Source organism: Vibrio sp. B1FIG11 (assembly GCF_905175335.1).
GTDB lineage: Bacteria > Pseudomonadota > Gammaproteobacteria > Enterobacterales > Vibrionaceae > Vibrio > Vibrio campbellii.
The window spans coordinates 3,194,960-3,214,273 of sequence record NZ_HG992751.1 but is presented as its reverse complement, the minus strand read 5'-3'; the positions used below and the strand labels follow the sequence as shown (position 1 = coordinate 3,214,273).

The window sequence follows — 19,314 nt, the reverse complement described above, 5'->3', positions numbered from 1 at the left end:
GGTAATGAGGTAAAGAAAAGCGAAGGTTATTCCTTCGCTTTTTTGTATTTATTGCTCAGCGCTGGACGTTGGTGTTGGTGAGGCTGAGATAGCTTGAGAAGGTGGCTGATAGTTGACGCCACTGAAATCAATTTTAGGGAACAAGAACTGTGCCTCTGCACGAATTTGTTCTGCCTTGCTTGTGTCATCCAACCCTTGATATGCCAGTATCAAGTTGTTGTAAAACGCTGGGCGTGGCTTGTCTTTAATGATTTCCAGAGACCAATCAATGTAAGGCTGAATTAAGGTTGGATCTTGTTTATATAAGCCGATGTTTAAGAAAGTACTGTATACATCCCAATCGAAACGATCTTTCCAAACCACAGGATTTGTCACCTGATTCAAGATGTCCGGGTTGGTCGGGCGCGTTGTTTCAAACTTGGTTAAGACATAGTTGGTGTGCAATGCGCTAACCATATAGAAAGTAAATACTGCTGGAATGACGAGGCTACATACTCGCAATAAACTTTTGGTTACTTTGCTAAACGGTGCTTGGCGGTAACGAGAAACTCGTTGGTCGACCCAATAAAGCAGAATCACAAAGATCAGCCAATGCACCAATGAATGATAGAAGGGATATTCTAATTGCGAGTGCAGCACGATTGGAATAAACAGTGCCAGCAGTGCTAAGCGAGTACCGCGTTTGGCTTGGTAGATGCGATACAACACCAATGCCATTGCCAAAAAGATCCCCAGAATTGGTAATAGTCCGCCTTCTACTGCCCAATACAACAACTCATTGTGTGGGTGGTCCATCGATGGCAAGCCCGCAGGATAGCTTTCATTAAGTGCATGCTGGCGTGCTGTGTATAGCATGTATTCTGACTCAAACTTGCCGTAACCATAACCAGTGAATGGCTTCTCAATCACCATGTCCAATGTTTGTGGGAAGGTGTAAGCACGCGGTGACTCCATGTTCACTTTTTCGCTAGCTAGGCCGCTTCCATCTGGAAAGGCAATATTTATTACCACAACCGACAGAGCTAGACCTGCTGCCATAGCTATTACCCAACGAACAAAGCGCGCACGTGTTGCAAAACGATACATGTATGGAATCACTAGCAAAATGGCAATGATGGATGCTAGCCAACCAGTGCGAGAGGCAAGGGCAACAATCAAAGGCAGTGTCAGTACAGGTACGGCGTACAACAGGTAAACATCGCTGAGTTTAAGAGAGTATTTGTAAGGTTGTCGGGCAAGTAGATAGCTAGCAATCACTAAACCAGTCGCAAGGAAGCTTGCCATGACATTGGGTTGCTGGAAGATGCCATAAGGGCGGTTAGCTACCGTGTCGTATCCAAATACGTTTCCTGATTTAAGATAAAGATATTGCGTTAAGCCGAAAATCGCTTCGATAACAACAGCAAGGACAATAAACCACAACAAGCGTTGGCGATGCTTATTACTGAAATGGAATTGTTGCAGTACGACGAAGAACAACATACCGCACCACAGGCCAATCAGCTTATTTGCTGCGAGCATACTATCCGCGTTGGGATAGAAAATGGGCAGCGTCATGATGATACAACTGATCAACAGACCGATTGTTAATTTGGAATAACGTAACACACGGTTGGTCGCAAGTTGATAGCAGCCAATACCGAGTACAAAGCTGAACGCAATCCATGTGGTCGCATTGAAAGACAGAGCTAGTCCAGAGCCACCCGGATTTGGCATGAAGAAATGCATCGCGAGCAGAAATAGTGCTGCTAACGCGATGAGAAACTTGCGGTTAAGAGGAACTTGCACTTTACCTGGGGAAAGCTTGGTTCCACTGACGTGTATAGTTGCCATAGTTATTGTGTTGTTTTGAATGAAAAAAGACCAGCGATGGCTGGTCTTTGTACTTTACCTGTTTTTTCTACTTCAACATAGGCTTAAGGAAGCGAGCTGTGTGTGAACCTTCGATCTGAGACACATCTTCAGGGGTTCCTTGTGCAATGATCTCACCACCACCTTGTCCACCTTCAGGGCCTAAGTCGATAATCCAGTCTGCCGTCTTAATGACATCGAGGTTATGCTCGATGACGACAACGGTATTTCCGTGGTCGCGCAGACGGTGCAGTACAGTTAGTAGCTGTTGGATATCGTGGAAGTGCAGACCGGTTGTCGGCTCATCCAAAATGTATAAGGTTTTACCAGTATCACGCTTAGACAGCTCTCGAGCCAGTTTCACACGCTGAGCTTCACCACCTGACAGCGTAGTTGCCGCTTGACCTAAGCGAATGTAAGACAAACCTACATCCATCAGAGTTTGCAGCTTACGAGCAATCGCAGGTACTGGATCGAAGAAAGTACGTGCATCTTCTACCGTCATTTCCAATACTTCATCAATGGTCTTGCCTTTGTAACGTACTTCAAGTGTTTCGCGGTTGTAGCGTTTACCTTTACACACATCACAAGGAACGTAAACGTCAGGTAAGAAGTGCATTTCTACCTTGATTACACCATCACCCTGACACGCTTCACAGCGACCTCCGCGTACGTTAAAGCTAAAGCGCCCCGGTTTGTAACCGCGAGAGCGCGACTCTTGCGTGCCAGCAAACAGTTCACGAATCGGAGTAAAGATTCCCGTGTAAGTGGCTGGGTTTGAACGTGGTGTACGACCGATAGGGCTTTGGTCAATGTCGATAACTTTATCGAAATGCTCTAAACCTTTGATCGCTTTGTATGGTGAAGGGTGCGCCGTTGTTGCGCCGTTCAACTGGGTATGAGCAATCTTAAAGAAGGTATCGTTGATCAGAGTCGACTTACCTGAGCCGGATACACCGGTAATACAGCTGAACAAGCCAACAGGAACGGAAAGGTCGACATTCTTTAAGTTGTTACCTGTCGCGCCAAGTAGTTCAACGGTTTTCTTTGGATCGCGTGGTGTACGCTCTCTTGGTACCGCAATCTCTTTCGCGCCACTGAGGTACTGACCAGTCAGTGAGTTCGGATTGGCAATGATCTCGTCCATCGTACCTTCAGCGACCACGTTACCGCCGTGTACACCGGCACCTGGACCGATATCGATCACGTGATCAGCACAACGAATCGCATCTTCATCGTGCTCAACCACTAATACCGTGTTACCTAAATCTCTTAGGTGGGTCAGAGTTTTCAATAGACGTTCGTTATCACGCTGGTGGAGACCAATTGATGGCTCATCCAGTACGTACATAACACCTACTAGACCCGCACCAATTTGGCTTGCTAAACGAATACGTTGAGCCTCACCGCCTGATAAGGTTTCCGCGCTACGTGATAAGTTGAGGTAGTTCAAACCAACGTTAACCAAGAATTGCAGGCGGTCGTTGATTTCCTTCATCACTTTTTCAGCGATTTGGGCGCGTTGGCCTTCGAGCTTCAAAGTGTGGAAGAATTCCAATGCGTCGGCGATGCTGAGTTCAACAATCTCCGGTAGTGTCGTATCGGCGATAAAGACGTTACGAGCTTCAAGGCGTAGACGAGTACCACCACAGCTTGAGCAAGACTTAGTAGAGATGTATTTCGCAAGCTCTTCACGTACCGAGTTAGATTCAGTATCGCGGTAACGGCGTTCAAGTGTGTTCAGGATCCCTTCAAAAGGATGGCGCTTAACGCGAATGTCACCACGATCGTTAATGTACTTGAACTCTACTTCAGTACGCCCCGATCCTTTAAGAATGATGTCTTGGGTTTTCTTTGGTAGAGAGTTAAATGGTGCGTGAAGATCGAAGTCGTAATGATCCGCCAGCGCAGTCAGCATCTGGAAATAATAGTAGTTCTTTTGATCCCAACCTCGAATCGCACCTTGTGCCAAACTCAGAGTTTCATCTTGAATAACTCGGCTTGGGTCGAAATATTGCTGCACACCTAAACCATCACAAGTGCCACACGCACCTGCTGGGTTGTTGAATGAGAACAAACGAGGCTCAAGTTCTTGCATGCTGTAGCCACAAATAGGGCAAGCAAAGTTAGCTGAGAAGATCACCTCTTCGCCATCGCCGTCCATTGGAGCAACAACAGCGATACCACCAGATAGCTCTAGTGTGGTTTCGAAGGATTCAGCCAAACGCTGCTGCAAATCTGGGCGAACTTTAAAGCGGTCCACAACCACTTCAATAGTGTGTTTCTTGTGCAGTTCTAACGGCGGTGGATCAGAAAGATCGCAAGTTTCACCATCGATGCGTGCGCGGATGAAACCTTGAGCAGCGAGGTTCTCTAGAGTCTTAACATGCTCACCTTTACGTTCTTTCACAATAGGCGCAAGCAGCATCATTTTGCTGCCTTCTGGCAACTCTAAGACTTTATCTACCATCTGGCTGATGGTTTGAGCGGCTAGAGGCGTATGGTGCGTCGGACAACGAGGCTCACCAACGCGAGCGTAGAGTAGACGCAGGTAATCGTATACCTCGGTAATGGTACCGACGGTAGAACGTGGGTTGTGTGATGTTGATTTCTGCTCAATCGAGATCGCAGGAGACAAACCTTCGATGTGGTCAACATCTGGCTTTTCCATAAGAGACAAAAATTGGCGCGCGTAAGCTGATAGTGACTCTACGTAACGTCTTTGACCTTCAGCGTACAAAGTATCGAATGCGAGAGAGGATTTACCAGAACCACTCAAACCAGTAATGACAATCAGTTTATCGCGGGGGATAGTGAGGTTGATGTCTTTGAGGTTATGGGTGCGGGCACCACGAACTTCTATTTTATCCATCGTTTTTGCTCTATGTATAACCAAGTGACGCAAGTATTACATAGTGTGAGAAATGTGCAAAGAAAATACTGGACAAAAAAACAGTAAACAAAAAGCCCAGCATTAAGCTGGGCTTTCTAATCAATAAGTTCGAGTTGGTTACGCTTCTTTCTTCGTAGCGTGTTTGCCTAGCTCAGACTTTTTTTTCATCTTTTAGGTAAAGGTTTTCGAAGCAGTAGTTTGTTGCTTCGATGTAGCCTTCTACGCTACCACAGTCGAAACGTTGGCCTTTGAATTTGTATGCCAACACACAGCCTGCTTTTGCTTGCTTAAGTAGTGCGTCAGTGATTTGGATTTCGCCACCTTTACCCGGTTCCGTGTTTTCGATCAGCTCGAAAATATCTGGAGTCAGGATGTAGCGACCAATGATTGCTAGGTTGCTTGGCGCGGTACCTTTCTCTGGTTTCTCAACCATGTCATCTACGCGGTAGATGTCATCTTTGATCATCTCACCAGAGATAACGCCGTATTTGTGAGTTTCTTCTTCTGGTACTTCTTGAACTGCAACGATTGAGCAACGGAACTGTTTGAATAGCGCTACCATTTGAGCCAGTACGCCTTCTTGTTCGTTCACACAAAGATCATCTGCAAGTACCACAGCAAATGGTTCATCACCTACAAGTTCGCGACCAGTTAGGATCGCATGGCCTAGACCTTTCATCTCACGCTGGCGAATGTAGGTAAAGTTTGCAGAGTCAATGATTTCACGGATATCAACCAACAGTTCTTCTTTGTTTGTACCGCTGATTTGGTGTTCCAATTCGTAGTTTTTATCGAAGTGGTCCATGATTGAGTGTTTACCACGGCCAGTCACGATGCACATGCCGTTCATGCCTGCTTGGATCGCTTCTTCAACACCGTATTCAATCAGTGGCTTGTTCACTACAGGCATCATTTCTTTAGGCATAGACTTGGTCGCAGGGAGGAAGCGCGTACCGTAGCCCGCTGCAGGGAACAGACATTTTTTAATCATTGGGGGAATATCCTTTCTCATTATTTAATCAAGAATCTGGGCATCACTTTAACACGAGAGGTGCATATGAATCATGAATTAAGTAGGAAAAAATATGAGAATCGGAGCCTAAAGAAGCATGAGCAATCACCACTTTTACAAAATTTGTGTTGCTCATCATTGTTTTATGACATCAGGTTTTGGTCAGCCCAAGCAATCGCTTGTACACGGTTTTTGACCGAAAGCTTCTTAAAAATTTGATACAGGTGAGACTTGATAGTGAATTCGCTCACGAATAACTCTTCGGCCATTTGATTGTTTGATGCGCCAGCTTGCAGGCAGCGAAGTACTTGCAGTTCACGAATGGTCAAATCGACGGTGGCAGGAGCGGTGTGGGTACTAATGACGTTACGATAATAATGGAGAAGTTGACTGGTGACATTACGAGGCAGCCAGTTTTGACCATTAATGATTTCCTTTAACCCTTCGCCAATCTGCTCAAGAGAACTCTCTTCATAGAAGATGCCTTTCAATTGACCAAACGCCAATAGCTCATCTGTCGTCAAACGTTTAGGAACGTTGAACACGACTGTTTCGAAATTCTTCCAAATCAGGGGAAGGTTTTTTATCGATAGAACCAACTCTTTGTGCTCACTGAAGTCGATAAGCAAGATTTTATTGCGGTGCTTCGGGTTTGCTTCCATCAGTGCTTGGGTCGAAATGACGGGGATGTCGATATCTGTATACTTCTCCAGAGCTTCGACCTTTTTCCCTGCATCCTCTTCCATGCTGATTAGAAAAAGTTTTCTCGCATAAGCCGATTTTTTCACGCGCCTTAATCTCCTTGAGTAAAGTTTCTTGAGTTCGAAAACGCGGATACGTTGGCATCAATCATCACTCAGAGCTATAGGAAGGGAGGAGAAATGCGTTGAGATTCAAAGGTTCACGAAACGATGTCTGCAAAACGAATCAAAAATGCTACGCCTTGAGCTTGAAGTGAGATTTCGATTCCACAATACGTTGCCTCAGAACACAATGGGGATTAGGCTTTAATCAAAACATCAAAGCGTGTATTCTTATGCGCTAAAATTTTATATAGATCCAGAGTGAAACGGAGCACATCATGGCCAGCCGTGGAATTAACAAAGTTATTTTGGTGGGGAATCTAGGTAACGACCCTGAAATTCGTTACATGCCTAATGGCGGTGCAGTAGCAAACATCACGATTGCAACTTCTGAGTCATGGCGTGATAAAGCGACTGGCGAACAGCGCGAAAAAACAGAATGGCACCGTGTTGTGCTGTTCGGCAAACTTGCTGAAGTAGCAGGCGAGTACCTACGTAAAGGTTCTCAAGTTTACGTTGAAGGTCAACTTCAAACTCGTAAATGGCAAGACCAAAGTGGCCAAGACCGCTACTCAACAGAAGTGGTTGTTCAAGGCTTCAATGGCGTAATGCAAATGCTTGGTGGCCGTGCTCAAGGCAGCGCACCAATGGGCGGTGGTCAGCCTCAACAGCAGCAACAAGGTGGTTGGGGTCAACCTCAACAACCAGCTCAGCAGCAATACAATGCTCCTCAGCAACAGCAACAGGCTCCGCAGCAACCTCAGCAGCAATACAACGAGCCACCAATGGATTTCGACGACGATATTCCGTTCTAAGTCGACTGAGTATTGAATTTAAAAGGCCGCGAATTTCGCGGCTTTTTTATTATCTTCGTGCTTGTATCACGGGCTCAATCATTTCAAATTGTAATTAAAAGACAGTAACTCTCAAATCACGAATGATGTCTTGTTTCTTTCCGCCTCAGCTTCTCACATTCACGCGAATGCGATTGTCTAGTGAAGGCTTATCAAGTATAAATATTTCAATAAGGTATATGATGAATAGAAAAGGAATTTGGTATTCATGAGGTATACCCCAACTCTTAAGCTAAGCACGCGGCTGGTGGCCTTTGTCACTATGATCGTTATATGCGCAATGTTTATCTTGTTTGTCGGTGGCACCCTCTCTTTCAAACGACTAGGACAAGAGTATCTCAACCATTATTTGGAAGGGATCGTTGAAGTAGTTGATAAAGAGATGGAAGACCCAGACGCAGCCTATTCGATGCAGCGCTGGATGCCGAAGATGCTGCAGGCGAGTAACATTGTCGAAATGACGTTGTCGACGAATAACGCCGTTGTTTACCGTTTCAAAGATACTTCTCATAAGATGGATAGCTCGGTGTTGTTTGAGCATGAGTACCAACTCACTCACAACCAAGACTACGTCATCTATTTTAAAGCGATCCCTCCTTATTTAGGCTACGGCTACTCGATGCAGGCATTATGGTCAATCACGCTTGCCGTCGTTCTGATCATTTTCTGTTTGATGCGCGGTGTTAAGTGGCTCAAAGAACAGCTCGCAGGATCGGAAATGCTCGAAGAGCGTGGACGAATGATTTTAGCGGGCCGAGTCGAGCAATACGCAAAAGGTGATGAGCGAGAATGGCCTTATACGGCTAGTGAGGCATTAGATGTATTGATCGAGGAACTTCAAGATGCTCGCCAAGAACGCAGTCGCTTCGATACCTTTATCCGTACGCAAACTTTCCTCGATAAATTGACTGGCACGGCCAACCGAGTGTTGTTTGACAGCAAGCTTGAATCTGCTTTGTTGGAAAGTGGTGCACGTGGCTCAGTGATGCTGATCCGCATTCAAGATTGGAAATCCGTTGAAGAAGAGCAAGATAAGCAAACTTGCGACGAGTTTATTGTTGAAGTTGGTAGCTTACTTTCTAACCTTGTACAGCGTTACCCTGATGTGGTGTTTTCCCGTTACTACAATGCAGACTTTGCATTATTTTTGCCTCATCAATCGGGCAAGGACGTGGCGAATTTAGCTTCTCAATGTATTCGCCAGCTAGAAAAACTCCACCCTCCTTATCCGTTGGATGCTGACAATTGGTGCCATATCGGTATCACTATGTACAAAGAGGGGGAGCGTCATAGTCAAATCATTGATGAAGCAGAGACTGCATTACGCAGTGCCCAGTTGCAAAATAACAACAACTGGAGCCGCTTTAAGAAGTGGAATCACGACGAGGAAGCACGAGGAAGTGTGAGATGGCGTACGCTATTTGATTCAGCACTCACAGCTGAAAATGTGATACTCTACGCACAATCCGCCTATCTAATAAGTGATGTGGCGCATAAAAAACCTTTGCACGAAGAGTTAACATGTCGGATTCGTGATCCGGAAAATGGCATTGTTAAAGCTTCTCGCTTTATTTCTGCTGTTCGACAAGTCGGTTATGAAGCGCAGATGGACCGCGCAGTGGTTAATAAATTCTTAAAAGACTTTAAACATAGTTTTGATAGCTCTAAATGCTATGTACTTAACTTACATGTTGTGCCTTTTGGGCAACGAGAATATTTCAAATGGTTCCGTGATGAACTCTTACAGTTGTCACGAGAGCAAAGAAAGTGTCTCACTTTTGAGTTTGTCGAAGCACAATTTGTAAGACACTTAGACTTTATGCGACCAGTCGCTAAAATGCTGGCCGGTTTAGAGTGTCACGTCATGATTGGGCAAGCTGGACGCACGATCGTCAGTACCCATTATCTCAAAGAAGTTGACATTCGTTACCTTAAGCTCCATCGCAGTTTGGTAACTAAAATCGATCAGAGACATGAGAACCAGTTGTTTGTCCGCAGTATGTTGGGTGCGGCCGCAAACAGCAAAACAAAAATAATAGCAGTGGGAATTGAGAATAAGCACGAATTGAACACCCTGAACGAATTAGGGGTTCATGGCGGGCAGGGACGTTATTTCTCTCCAGAAGAGCAGTATCTACCTAGATCCAAGCCAACCATTATTTCTCAAGCGGACTCTCAAGTGAAATTGGGACGACGAAATCGCTGGCGAAAAAAATAAAGATAATAATCATGGATTTTAAAGCAGTACTCGATAAGCTCAAGCGGTCATCGGTTGGTGGTCGTACGTGCTTTTTGGTCATTCAGCCAGACGCAGTTTATTTATCATCACCAACGAAAAGCAGTCGACCGTCCAAATTTGAAATCACAGAATCAAATTGGGAGCGCGCTTGTGAACAAGCGCTAAGTGTTGCTGCTAGCTCTTACGACTCGTTGGCGGTTGTGCTTTCTCACAACTATTACCAGATGTACCAAATCGACAAGCCAGCAATGCCACGAAACGAGTGGCCTTCGGCGTTGCCGTTCTTGTTAAAAGAGCTTATTTCTGAGCGTGCTATCGACATTATTGCTGATGCCGTAGAACTGCCTAACTCAAATAAAGTTCAAGCATATGTGTTGTCGCGCAAAATTCTCGACAAGATTGTGCTGCTTGCCAACCGAGTGCAACTTACACTTGAGTCTATCATTCCTGAAGATGACATCTGGGGTGACACTTCGGGTGAATTAGGCAACTTCCTACTTCTACAACGTAGTTCGCGCGGTCACTTCCGTATTAGCGCATTCGTTGAGCACACCATTGCATTTCATCGTTCCATTCGCAGTGTGACGCCACCATTAACAGGCGTACCTTCAAGTGACTTACAAATGGACAGTTTGTCACTGGAACTGCAACGATCGATAGATTACCTCTCTTCTCAACTGCGTCATGTCCAGTTACATCAATTGAAAGTGTGTTGTGATGACGAAGACGAGAAAGAGCTGGTTGAATCACTCAATTACCGTCTAAGCACCAAGGTGTCTCCTCTGCTTGCAGAAGAGCATGAGCTATCAGGTCATGTATTGGCGGACACCGCGGCGGCCACAGCGAGTGCTCGACGTGTCAACCTTTATCCAGACTTCCTTAAACCGAAGAAGAACCTGTTAACACTTAAAAATGTTGCTATCTCTTGGGGGGTTGCTGCTTCATTTATCTTTATCTCTTATGGCTATGTTACTTGGCAAAGCCGAGGCGTCGAAGATGAAATTAAGATCGTGAAAAGTCGTGGTGACATTATGAAGTCTGAGTTGCAACATCAACAGGCTAAGCTTCGCAAGCACCAACCAGATACCAACAAACTGGCGGCGAAAGCACGTTTGGAACGCGAAGTGAAAGCGAAGCGTGACTCACTCAAAGCTGTCGGCAAATACGATGACTCGCAGCGCACAGGATACTCTGGTGTGATGCAGTCTCTTGCTAAGTTGGGCAGCAACAACATTTCTCTTTCTACCATTCGTATCGACGATACCACTTTAGATCTCAAAGGCTTGGCAAGATCGCCAAGTGCGGTGCCTAACTGGATGAGCCAATTTAAGAATGAAATTAGTCTTGTTGGACGTACTTTTGATGATGTGAAGATTGGTCGTAACGAAGACAACATTGTGACCTTTGAATTGAAGACGCGTGGAGACAAAGAGAAATGAACGAATTTTGGTCCTCGTTAGAAGAGCGTTTTGATGAGATGAGCGTACGCGAAAAGGTATTGATTGCCTTGTGTGGTCTTGTCACGGTCGTCATGCTGTTGTTTACCTTGGTGCTAGAGCCAAAACTGAATGAAGTGAATAGCAACGATAAACAGCTACGTAATTCGAAACTGACTAATCAGCAGACGGAAATTGAGATATTGCGTATTCAAGCTCAGCTTAAGAAAGATCCGAATGCCGAAATTGATCAAGCCATCTCTCAACTGCTTACCGAAAGCCAGCATCTATCAATGCAGCTTTCTGAAATCATTGAACACTTGATTACGCCTTCACAAATGGCGAGCTTGCTCGAAAGTGTGTTAGAGCAGCAAAGCGGGATTCACTTAGTATCGCTACAGACTTTGCCAGCTGAGCCGATAACAGAAGACAAAGAAGCATCGCAATACTCGGGCTATTACGTACACCCTGTGCGCATGGAGCTGACGGGCGATTACTTTTCGATTGCGAATTACCTGACGAAATTAGAAGGCTTACCAGCAAGTTACTACTGGCGTAGCTTCAGTTACAACGTAGAAGATTACCCTAAAGCAAAACTTGTACTGGAGGTGTATACCCTAGGTTCACGAGAGGAGTTTATTGGTGGTTAAGAAACTCATTATCTCTTTAGCATTTGCGACAGTCGCGAGTAGCAGTCTGGCTAGCCAAGACCCAACGGCACCTTTGGGGTGGACCAAGCCCGCGGCGGAGCAAGCGAAGCCAAAAACGAAACAGCATCGCTTGCCAACATTAAACAGCATTGTGTGCAAACCAAGCACATCATGTGTGGCAATTTTAAATAACCGAATTGTTGAGCCTGGGGCAAAACTCAATGGCTACCGAGTAGCGAGCATCAACAGTGAATTTGTAACTTTAAAGCGTGGTGACCGTCAGTGGAAACTAGAGCTTTTTGGTTTAAACGTAAAAAAATAATAACCAGAGCCTGATCAGATATGCGCAAATTAGTTGTAGGAATCGTGATTGCTTCCTTAATGGGTTGTTCTATGGGTCACCGTGACCCGGTAGAAGTGAAGCAAGTACTTAATGAATCTATCAATGAAGCAAACAGTCGTGCACTAGAAGATATCCCGTCTTCTGTGCAAGCCGATCTTATGCCGAATCTAGACTCAAACGTGTCTTCAAAAGAAGGGACTTTGAAGCGTTTTCGAGTTCAAGCTAACGCGGTTGAGGCGCGTAGCTTCTTTGCTTCTTTAGTGAAAGGTACAGAATACAGTGTGGCAATCCATCCTGCGGTGCAAGGTAACATCACCGTTGACCTTTCTGATGTCACATTGGATGAAGTACTGAATGTTGTGCAGAACATGTACGGCTATGACGTAGTGAAGTCAGGTAAAGTGATTCAAGTTTACCCTGCTGGTATGCGTACCGTGACGATTCCTGTGGATTACCTTCAGTTCAAGCGTTCTGGTCGTTCATTGACAAGTATCGTCACAGGCTCTGTAACGTCGGCTGGTACCTCTAATTCTGGTGGCGGTTCTGATGATTCTGACTCATCAGACTCAAACAACAATAATGGTGATGGCTCTACAACATCAACCGGCGGTACTCGTATTGAGACTATTACTGAAAGTGATTTCTGGCCAATGCTGCAGCAGGCAGTTGCTAACCTGATTGGTTCAGGCAAAGGTCAAAGCGTTGTTGTTACACCGCAAGCTGGTGTGATTACTGTACGTGCTTTCCCTGATGAGATCCGTGAAGTTCGTGAGTTTCTTGGTGTGTCGCAAGAGCGCATGCAGCGCCAAGTCATTCTTGAAGCGAAGATCTTAGAAGTAACATTGAGCGACGGCTATCAACAAGGTATCAATTGGTCAAATATGTCTGCCTCCATCGGTAACTCGGGCAGTATTGTGGTTGATCGTAATCCAGTGACTCTGCCTCTAGATGCTATTGGTACTCTTCTCGGTGGACAAACGAATGTCACCTTCTCCGACGGTAACTTTGAAGCTGTGATGAGCTTTATGGCGACACAAGGTGACCTAAACGTACTTTCTAGTCCTCGTATTACCGCCGCGAACAACCAGAAGTCCGTCATCAAGGTGGGTACTGATGAGTACTTCGTGACTGAGCTTTCTAGTAACGCTGGTAACGGTGAGAACTCGAATGCTGTTCCTGAAGTCGAACTGACGCCTTTCTTCTCTGGTATTTCTCTGGATGTAACGCCGCAAATCGATAACAAAGGCAACGTGTTCCTACACGTTCACCCTGCGGTTATTGAAGTAGAAGAAGAGATTAAACAGCTAAACCTTGGTGGTGATTTCCAAAACATTCAGTTACCACTGGCGAAAAGCTCCATTCGTGAGTCTGACTCGGTGATCCGTGCCAAAGATGGGGATGTGGTTGTGATTGGTGGTTTGATGAAGCAGCAAAACCTAGAGCAAGTATCGAAAGTGCCGTTCCTAGGTGATGTACCTGCGCTGGGTAATTTGTTCCGTAACATCAATAATGTGACGCAAAAAACAGAGCTGGTTATTTTGCTGAAACCAACCGTTGTTGGCGTGAACACATGGCAGAAAGAGCTAGAGCGTTCACGTGATTTGCTACAAGAGTGGTTCCCTGACGCTGAGTAATCAGCGTTGGGAGTGTCGTAAACGTGGTTCTGTGATTCGACTATGTACTTGTCGCATTTTGGATTTCGAGTTCAACCTTTCTCACTGACCCCAAATACAGAAATGTTTCTTGGGTTAGTACCTCACTACGAGGCTATTCAAACCATAATGGCTGCGGTCAAAATGGGTGAGGGGGTGATTAAAGTGACTGGCGAGGTCGGCACGGGCAAAACCATGGTTTGTCGTAAGCTGATTGAGCAAGTCGAATCTGAAGTTGAACTCGTTTACTTACCTAACCCTGTACTAAATGGCGAGCAGTTACAGTTTGCGGTTGCGCGAGAGTTAGGTATTGAAGATACCGACCCACTCAAAGTCGTCTCACTGATTCAGGAGCGTTTGATCCAAATTCATAGTTTGGGAAAAAAGACGGTACTGATTGTCGACGAGGCACAAGCTTTGTCATCCGAAGCTTTAGAAACGCTGCGCCTATTTGGCAACTTGGAGACCGAGCAAGACAAGTTGATTCAACTGGTGTTGTTTGGTCAGCCGGAACTGGATGAGCGACTTGAAACCCACGAGCTACGTCAGTTCCGTCAGCGAATTACGTTTAGTTGTCAGCTCCGGCCTCTCTCGATTGAAGAGGGGGTAGCTTATATCAACAACCGTTTAGACAAAGCTGGCAACGGCGCGCATATTTTTTCGATTGAGCAGAAGAAAGCGATTTGGCGTTCTGCGATGGGCATCCCGAGGTTGATCAACCAAATCAGTCACAAAGCCCTGCTCACTGCGTTCAATGACCGTTGCACGTTATTAAAGAATCAACACGTTTACGTAGCAATGCATGACACCTTCGATGCGCGTAAACCTAAGTTTAAAACTCCCAGATTTTGGGGATGGAGCCAACCTTGAGTGCCATCAATAAAGCATTATCAGAACTTGCTGAAAAAGAGTCGCCTTCAGAGTTAACTCGGGCGGAAATTCCAAGTATTACTCGAAGCAAGCCATGGCTGTGGCTGGTGGGAGGCTTTTCTTTAAGTTTAGCTGTCGGAGGTTGGGCGGTTTCTCAAGGCCCTACGTCGATAGAAGAAGTGCCTTTAACTTCAGACGCTTCGGTAAATCACATTGTTGTTGAAACATCACCTGTGATTGCAGTAAGTCACTCTCCGACTAATAAGGTGACGCCTCAATTAGATAATGTGGTTTACACGCAAAGAATAGAGAAGCCTAAAGTCACGGTGCAATTACCAGCCGTGGAATCCGCACCAGAAGTGGATGATTTTGCTCCGCGAAGAGAACTAAGCACTGCTCCAGAGCAGCCTATTTTACTGGCTAGTCTAAATAACGGCGTCAGCCGAACTGCGAACGTTTCTCATGAAAGTTCAATGCGTATTGAGCAGGTTGAACTCACGCATCAACAGCTCGCCGAAAAGGCATTGGCCCGTGCAGATAAAGCGATGGATGCCAATGACATGAAAACCGCATTATCTGCATTTGGTGAAGCGCTTCGCTACCAACCGACTAATCTTGAAGCTCGCCAAAAGCTTGCGGCGTTGTATTTCGGTAAAGGCGATACACGAAAAGCCTATGAGATTCTGCAAACAGGCATTTCTCTGGATCCGAACAATCAGCCTTTACGTCTAGCGCTATCAAAACTACTGGTAAAAGCAGATCAGCCAGAAGCCGCATTGAGCCCATTAGTGCATTTGCCGCCAACACCAAGCCGCGACTATTTAGCGATGCGAGCCGCACTTGCTCAAAAGCAGAAACAAAATGACATTGCCCTAGAAAGCTATCAACTATTGACTCAGCGTGAGCCAGAAAACGCACGCTGGTGGCTTGGTTTAGCCATTCAACAAGAGCGAGCACTTGCCTTTACTCCGGCTATTGCGTCTTACCAAAAGGCGTTGGGCAAAGTCGGTATTTCGAATCAGTCTCAGGCATTTATTCGTGACCGCTTGAATATTTTAAAGCAACTGGAGAACGCACAATGAAAATTCAGTTGAGAAAGCGCTTAGGCGACCTGTTGGTTGAAGAGGGTATTGTCTCTGAAGATCAGGTCCAGCAAGCCCTGAGTGCTCAGCATAGCACCGGACAAAAGTTGGGTGACGCTCTTATCGATCTTGGCTTTATCAGTGAAAAGCAGATGCTGGAGTTTTTGTCTCAGCAACTTGGCTTACCATTGATCGATTTAAGTCGTGCACCTGTTGATGCAGATGCTGTGCAGATCTTGCCAGAGGTGCATGCGCGCCGCTTACGTGCCATGGTTGTTGCTCGCAATGGTGACACGCTGCGCGTTGCTATGAGCGATCCTGCCGACCTGTTTACGCAAGAATCATTGATGAACTTGCTCGGTGAGTACGATTTAGAATTTATCATTGCACCTGAACGCCAGTTAGTCGAAAGCTTTGACCGCTATTATCGCCGAACCAAAGAAATCGCGTCGTTTGCTGAACAGCTGCAAGCTGAGCACCAAGATGTTGAAGGCTTTGATTACGGCATTGATGAAGGTGACAGCGAAGAAGTTACCGTTGTAAAACTGGTTAACTCGATGTTTGAGGATGCTGTTCAAGTTGGCGCGTCGGATATTCATATTGAGCCAGACGACAAGGTACTGCGTTTACGTCAACGTGTCGATGGTGTACTCCATGAGACACTTCTAAACGAGGTGAATATTGCCTCTGCGCTAGTATTACGTCTGAAGCTGATGGCGCATCTCGATATCTCTGAAAAGCGCTTACCTCAAGATGGTCGATTCAATATCAAAGTTCGTGGTCAATCGATCGATATTCGTATGTCGACTTTGCCAACGCAATACGGTGAATCAGTGGTAATGCGTTTGCTAAACCAATCTTCTGGTTTGCGTAAGCTTGAAGATTCCGGTTTACCACCTGAGTTACTTGCTCGTCTTCGTCGTCAGCTTTCTCGCCCACACGGAATGATCCTAGTTACGGGTCCAACAGGCTCCGGTAAAACCACCACACTTTATGGTGCGTTGAGTGAACTGAATGAACCAGGTAAAAAGATCATCACCGCAGAAGATCCGGTGGAATACCGCTTACCGCGCATTACTCAGGTTCAGATCAACAGTAAGATCGATCTAACGTTTTCTCGCGTACTACGTACCTTCCTACGTCAAGACCCAGACATCATCCTTATCGGTGAGATGCGTGACCAAGAAACGGTTGAGATTGGCCTCCGTGCTGCACTAACTGGTCACTTAGTATTGAGTACCTTGCACACCAACGATGCGGTGGACAGTGCGCTGCGAATGATTGATATGGGTGCTCCGGGTTATTTGGTCGCGAGTGCTGTTCGTGCGGTTGTGGCTCAACGTCTTGTTCGTCGTGTCTGCCCTGACTGTAAAACAACGGATGTGCTCGATGAGTCTCGTCAGCAGTGGCTTGCGGGGCGCTTCCCAAATCAAATCGGCACTACTTTCCACAAAGGTGCAGGTTGTCAAAACTGTAACCTGACCGGTTATCGTGGCCGAGTTGGTGTGTTTGAAATGCTCGAGCTAGAAAATGAGATGATGGACAAGCTGCGTGCTAATGATGCTGTAGGCTTTGCTCAAGTGGCGCGCCGCTCAGAAAACTATAAGCCTCTGTTGGCTTCTGCTATGGAGCTTGCACTGCAAGGTACCGTGAGTTTGGATGAAGTTATGGCTCTTGGTGAGGGCGATGCTTCTGGTAAAACCGACCCAATTTTCATGTAGGTAAGTGAATGCCAACTTTTCGTTATCAAGGCCGCACCTTAGACGGCTCATCAACCAGTGGCAAAGTCGATGCGGTGAATTCCGAAGCGGCAGCGGAAGCATTGATGAATAAGGGGATTATTCCTCTAAACCTGCGATTAGAAAAAGAAGCGGTTAAAAGCAAAGTCAGCTTATCCAAGTTACTCGTGCCTGCGATTCCGCTTGAAGTGATAATCCTGTTTTCACGTCAGCTATTTAGTTTGACCAAAGCTGGTGTGCCATTGCTGCGCTCCATGCGTGGTTTGCTGCAAAACTGTGAAAACAAGCAACTTAAAGAAGCGCTTGAAGAAGTAGTAGCGGAATTGAGTAATGGCCGTGGACTCTCTTCTGCGATGCAACCTCACACCAAAGTGTTCAGTCCGCTGTTTGTGTCGATGATCAACGTAGGTGAAAATACGGGTCGCCTAGACCAAGCCTTGCTACAGCTAGCAAACTACTACGAACAAGAGTTAGAGACCCGCAAGCGCATCAAAGCCGCAATGCGCTACCCAACTTTTGTGATCGTATTTATCACCATCGCGATGTTTATTTTGAACATTTTGGTAATCCCTGAGTTCGCGTCCATGTTTACGCGCTTTGGTGTTGAGTTACCGCTACCTACCAGAATTCTGATCGCTACGTCGAACTTCTTTGTGAATTATTGGGGCTTACTGATTGCCGCGATCATTGGTGCGTTTGTTATTTTCAGATCTTGGGTCGCAACCGCGGATGGCCGAGAAAAGTTCGACAAGCTGCGTTTAAGACTGCCTATTGTGGGCGACATAGTTAACCGTGCGCAGCTATCGCGGTTCGCACGAACGTTTTCACTCATGTTGAAATCTGGTGTTCCGCTAAACCAGTCATTGGCACTGGCTGGTGAAGCTCTGGGTAATAAGTTCCTAGAAAACAGAATTTTAGAAATGAAGTCGGCGATTGAAGCGGGCAGTACCATTTCAGTTACCGCAATCAACAGTAAGATCTTTACGCCTCTGGTTATTCAGATGATTGCGGTCGGTGAAGAAACTGGTCGTATTGATGAACTGCTATTGGAGGTCTCAGACTTCTATGACCGTGAAGTGGATTACGACTTAAAAACCCTAACTGCACGGATAGAACCGTTACTTTTGGTCATTGTGGCAGGTATGGTTATGGTGTTGGCACTCGGTATCTTCCTGCCAATGTGGGGGATGCTGGACATCATCAAAGGCGGCTAACGGCGTGGTCGAAAATCAAAGCCGAGCAACGTTGATTCTTGCAGGAATCGTCGGGGTTATTGTTCTGGGCGCATTGATACAAAAGTTGAAACCGATAGAGCAAGAAGCGCAAGATACAGGCGCGAAACTTGCCAAGGTTTGGATGCAAGATAGTGTGCAAAGATACCGCCAAGCATGGCTTGTGCATGGAGAGCCTAAGCAACTGTTTATGGACGGTTTTAAGCTTAATATGACGGAAGGAGGCTTGGTGTCACCTTTCAAATCAAGCGGTGTACTCGATTGTGACTATTGGCTAGCGGTTCATTACCCACAACGTAAAATTATGGCGAGTGAATTGTTAGAAATTCGTGGAGCAATTAAAAGTAATAGTTATACATGTGACTTCACTTATGAAAATGGACAGAGGATAGTCGTAAAATCAGACGCTAATTACTTGAAAGTGGTCGTCGAAATATCGTCGGAGTGAATTTTTTGACACTTAAGTACTATAAAATGGAATTAAAGTCGGTATAATACAAACACATTAAAAAACATAATGTTGTGACTAAAGTTGACAGCCCAATTAGGCAAATTGTGGTTGGTGCTTTAGCTTATATGCCTGCAAGTAAGGCTGGTTAATCTTTATTCTGCTAAAGCGGTAGATATAGGGCTCAATAGATGAACTTCGTTTTCCTAT

Annotated in this window: 14 protein-coding genes and 1 pseudogene; 11 read left to right on the top strand and 4 right to left on the bottom strand. The window is 45.8% G+C overall.

Annotated elements, in window-relative coordinates; genetic code table 11:
* Positions 1–48 precede the first annotated feature (48 nt).
* The 4 genes and pseudogenes from KHO06_RS14915 to KHO06_RS14900 all read right to left on the bottom strand — a co-directional run bounded on the left by KHO06_RS14915 (position 49) and on the right by KHO06_RS14900 (position 6,544).
* The gene (locus KHO06_RS14915) at positions 49–1,833 is read right to left on the bottom strand and encodes a PglL family O-oligosaccharyltransferase (protein WP_212581819.1); all 1,785 of its coding nucleotides are present in this window, start codon (positions 1,831–1,833) and stop codon (positions 49–51) included.
* Between the two features lie 67 nt (positions 1,834–1,900).
* A complete protein-coding gene (uvrA, locus tag KHO06_RS14910) occupies positions 1,901–4,723 on the bottom strand; it encodes an excinuclease ABC subunit UvrA (protein ID WP_212581818.1) in 2,823 nt (940 codons plus the stop codon).
* 138 nt (positions 4,724–4,861) lie between these two features.
* Positions 4,862–5,735: pseudogene (galU, locus tag KHO06_RS14905) on the bottom strand (UTP--glucose-1-phosphate uridylyltransferase GalU).
* A gap of 164 nt (positions 5,736–5,899) precedes the next feature.
* Positions 5,900–6,544, bottom strand: coding sequence for a LuxR C-terminal-related transcriptional regulator (locus KHO06_RS14900; RefSeq protein WP_005432827.1), 645 nt, complete (start codon positions 6,542–6,544; stop codon positions 5,900–5,902).
* Between the two features lie 293 nt (positions 6,545–6,837).
* Between KHO06_RS14900 and KHO06_RS14895 the strand changes: the two genes are divergently transcribed.
* From KHO06_RS14895 to KHO06_RS14845, 11 genes are all read left to right on the top strand, one after another.
* Complete coding sequence (locus KHO06_RS14895; protein ID WP_212581816.1) at positions 6,838–7,374, top strand: single-stranded DNA-binding protein; 537 nt, start codon at positions 6,838–6,840, stop codon at positions 7,372–7,374.
* A gap of 247 nt (positions 7,375–7,621) precedes the next feature.
* On the top strand, positions 7,622–9,631 hold the full coding sequence (csrD, locus tag KHO06_RS14890; protein WP_005432793.1) for an RNase E specificity factor CsrD: 2,010 nt from the start codon (positions 7,622–7,624) through the stop codon (positions 9,629–9,631).
* Positions 9,632–9,642: 11 nt separating this feature from the next.
* Entirely contained in the window at positions 9,643–11,091 is a 1,449-nt protein-coding gene (locus KHO06_RS14885; protein WP_212581815.1) for an MSHA biogenesis protein MshI, read from the top strand.
* Positions 11,088–11,738 carry a type II secretion system protein GspM gene (gene gspM / locus KHO06_RS14880; RefSeq protein WP_212581814.1) on the top strand — a complete coding sequence of 217 codons (651 nt, stop codon included), beginning with the start codon at positions 11,088–11,090 and terminating at the stop codon, positions 11,736–11,738. Before KHO06_RS14885 ends, gspM begins: the two co-directional genes overlap by 4 nt.
* Positions 11,731–12,060 (top strand): MSHA biogenesis protein MshK, encoded by a 330-nt coding sequence (locus tag KHO06_RS14875; protein WP_212581813.1) that lies wholly within the window; start codon positions 11,731–11,733, stop codon positions 12,058–12,060. Before gspM ends, KHO06_RS14875 begins: the two co-directional genes overlap by 8 nt.
* A 20-nt stretch (positions 12,061–12,080) precedes the next feature.
* On the top strand, positions 12,081–13,715 hold the full coding sequence (gene mshL / locus KHO06_RS14870) for a pilus (MSHA type) biogenesis protein MshL (RefSeq protein ID WP_045382715.1): 1,635 nt from the start codon (positions 12,081–12,083) through the stop codon (positions 13,713–13,715).
* A 42-nt stretch (positions 13,716–13,757) separates the two neighbouring features.
* The gene (locus KHO06_RS14865) at positions 13,758–14,603 is read left to right on the top strand and encodes an AAA family ATPase (protein WP_010648148.1); all 846 of its coding nucleotides are present in this window, start codon (positions 13,758–13,760) and stop codon (positions 14,601–14,603) included.
* On the top strand, positions 14,588–15,685 hold the full coding sequence (locus tag KHO06_RS14860; protein ID WP_050919084.1) for a tetratricopeptide repeat protein: 1,098 nt from the start codon (positions 14,588–14,590) through the stop codon (positions 15,683–15,685). Before KHO06_RS14865 ends, KHO06_RS14860 begins: the two co-directional genes overlap by 16 nt.
* The gene (locus tag KHO06_RS14855) at positions 15,682–17,406 is read left to right on the top strand and encodes a GspE/PulE family protein (RefSeq protein WP_005432796.1); all 1,725 of its coding nucleotides are present in this window, start codon (positions 15,682–15,684) and stop codon (positions 17,404–17,406) included. Before KHO06_RS14860 ends, KHO06_RS14855 begins: the two co-directional genes overlap by 4 nt.
* 8 nt (positions 17,407–17,414) lie before the next feature.
* Positions 17,415–18,638 carry a type II secretion system F family protein gene (locus KHO06_RS14850; protein WP_038891142.1) on the top strand — a complete coding sequence of 408 codons (1,224 nt, stop codon included), beginning with the start codon at positions 17,415–17,417 and terminating at the stop codon, positions 18,636–18,638.
* A 4-nt stretch (positions 18,639–18,642) separates the two neighbouring features.
* Positions 18,643–19,104: a hypothetical protein gene (locus tag KHO06_RS14845; RefSeq protein WP_047482420.1), complete on the top strand. Its 462-nt coding sequence runs from the start codon at positions 18,643–18,645 to the stop codon at positions 19,102–19,104.
* Positions 19,105–19,314: the final 210 nt, after the last annotated feature.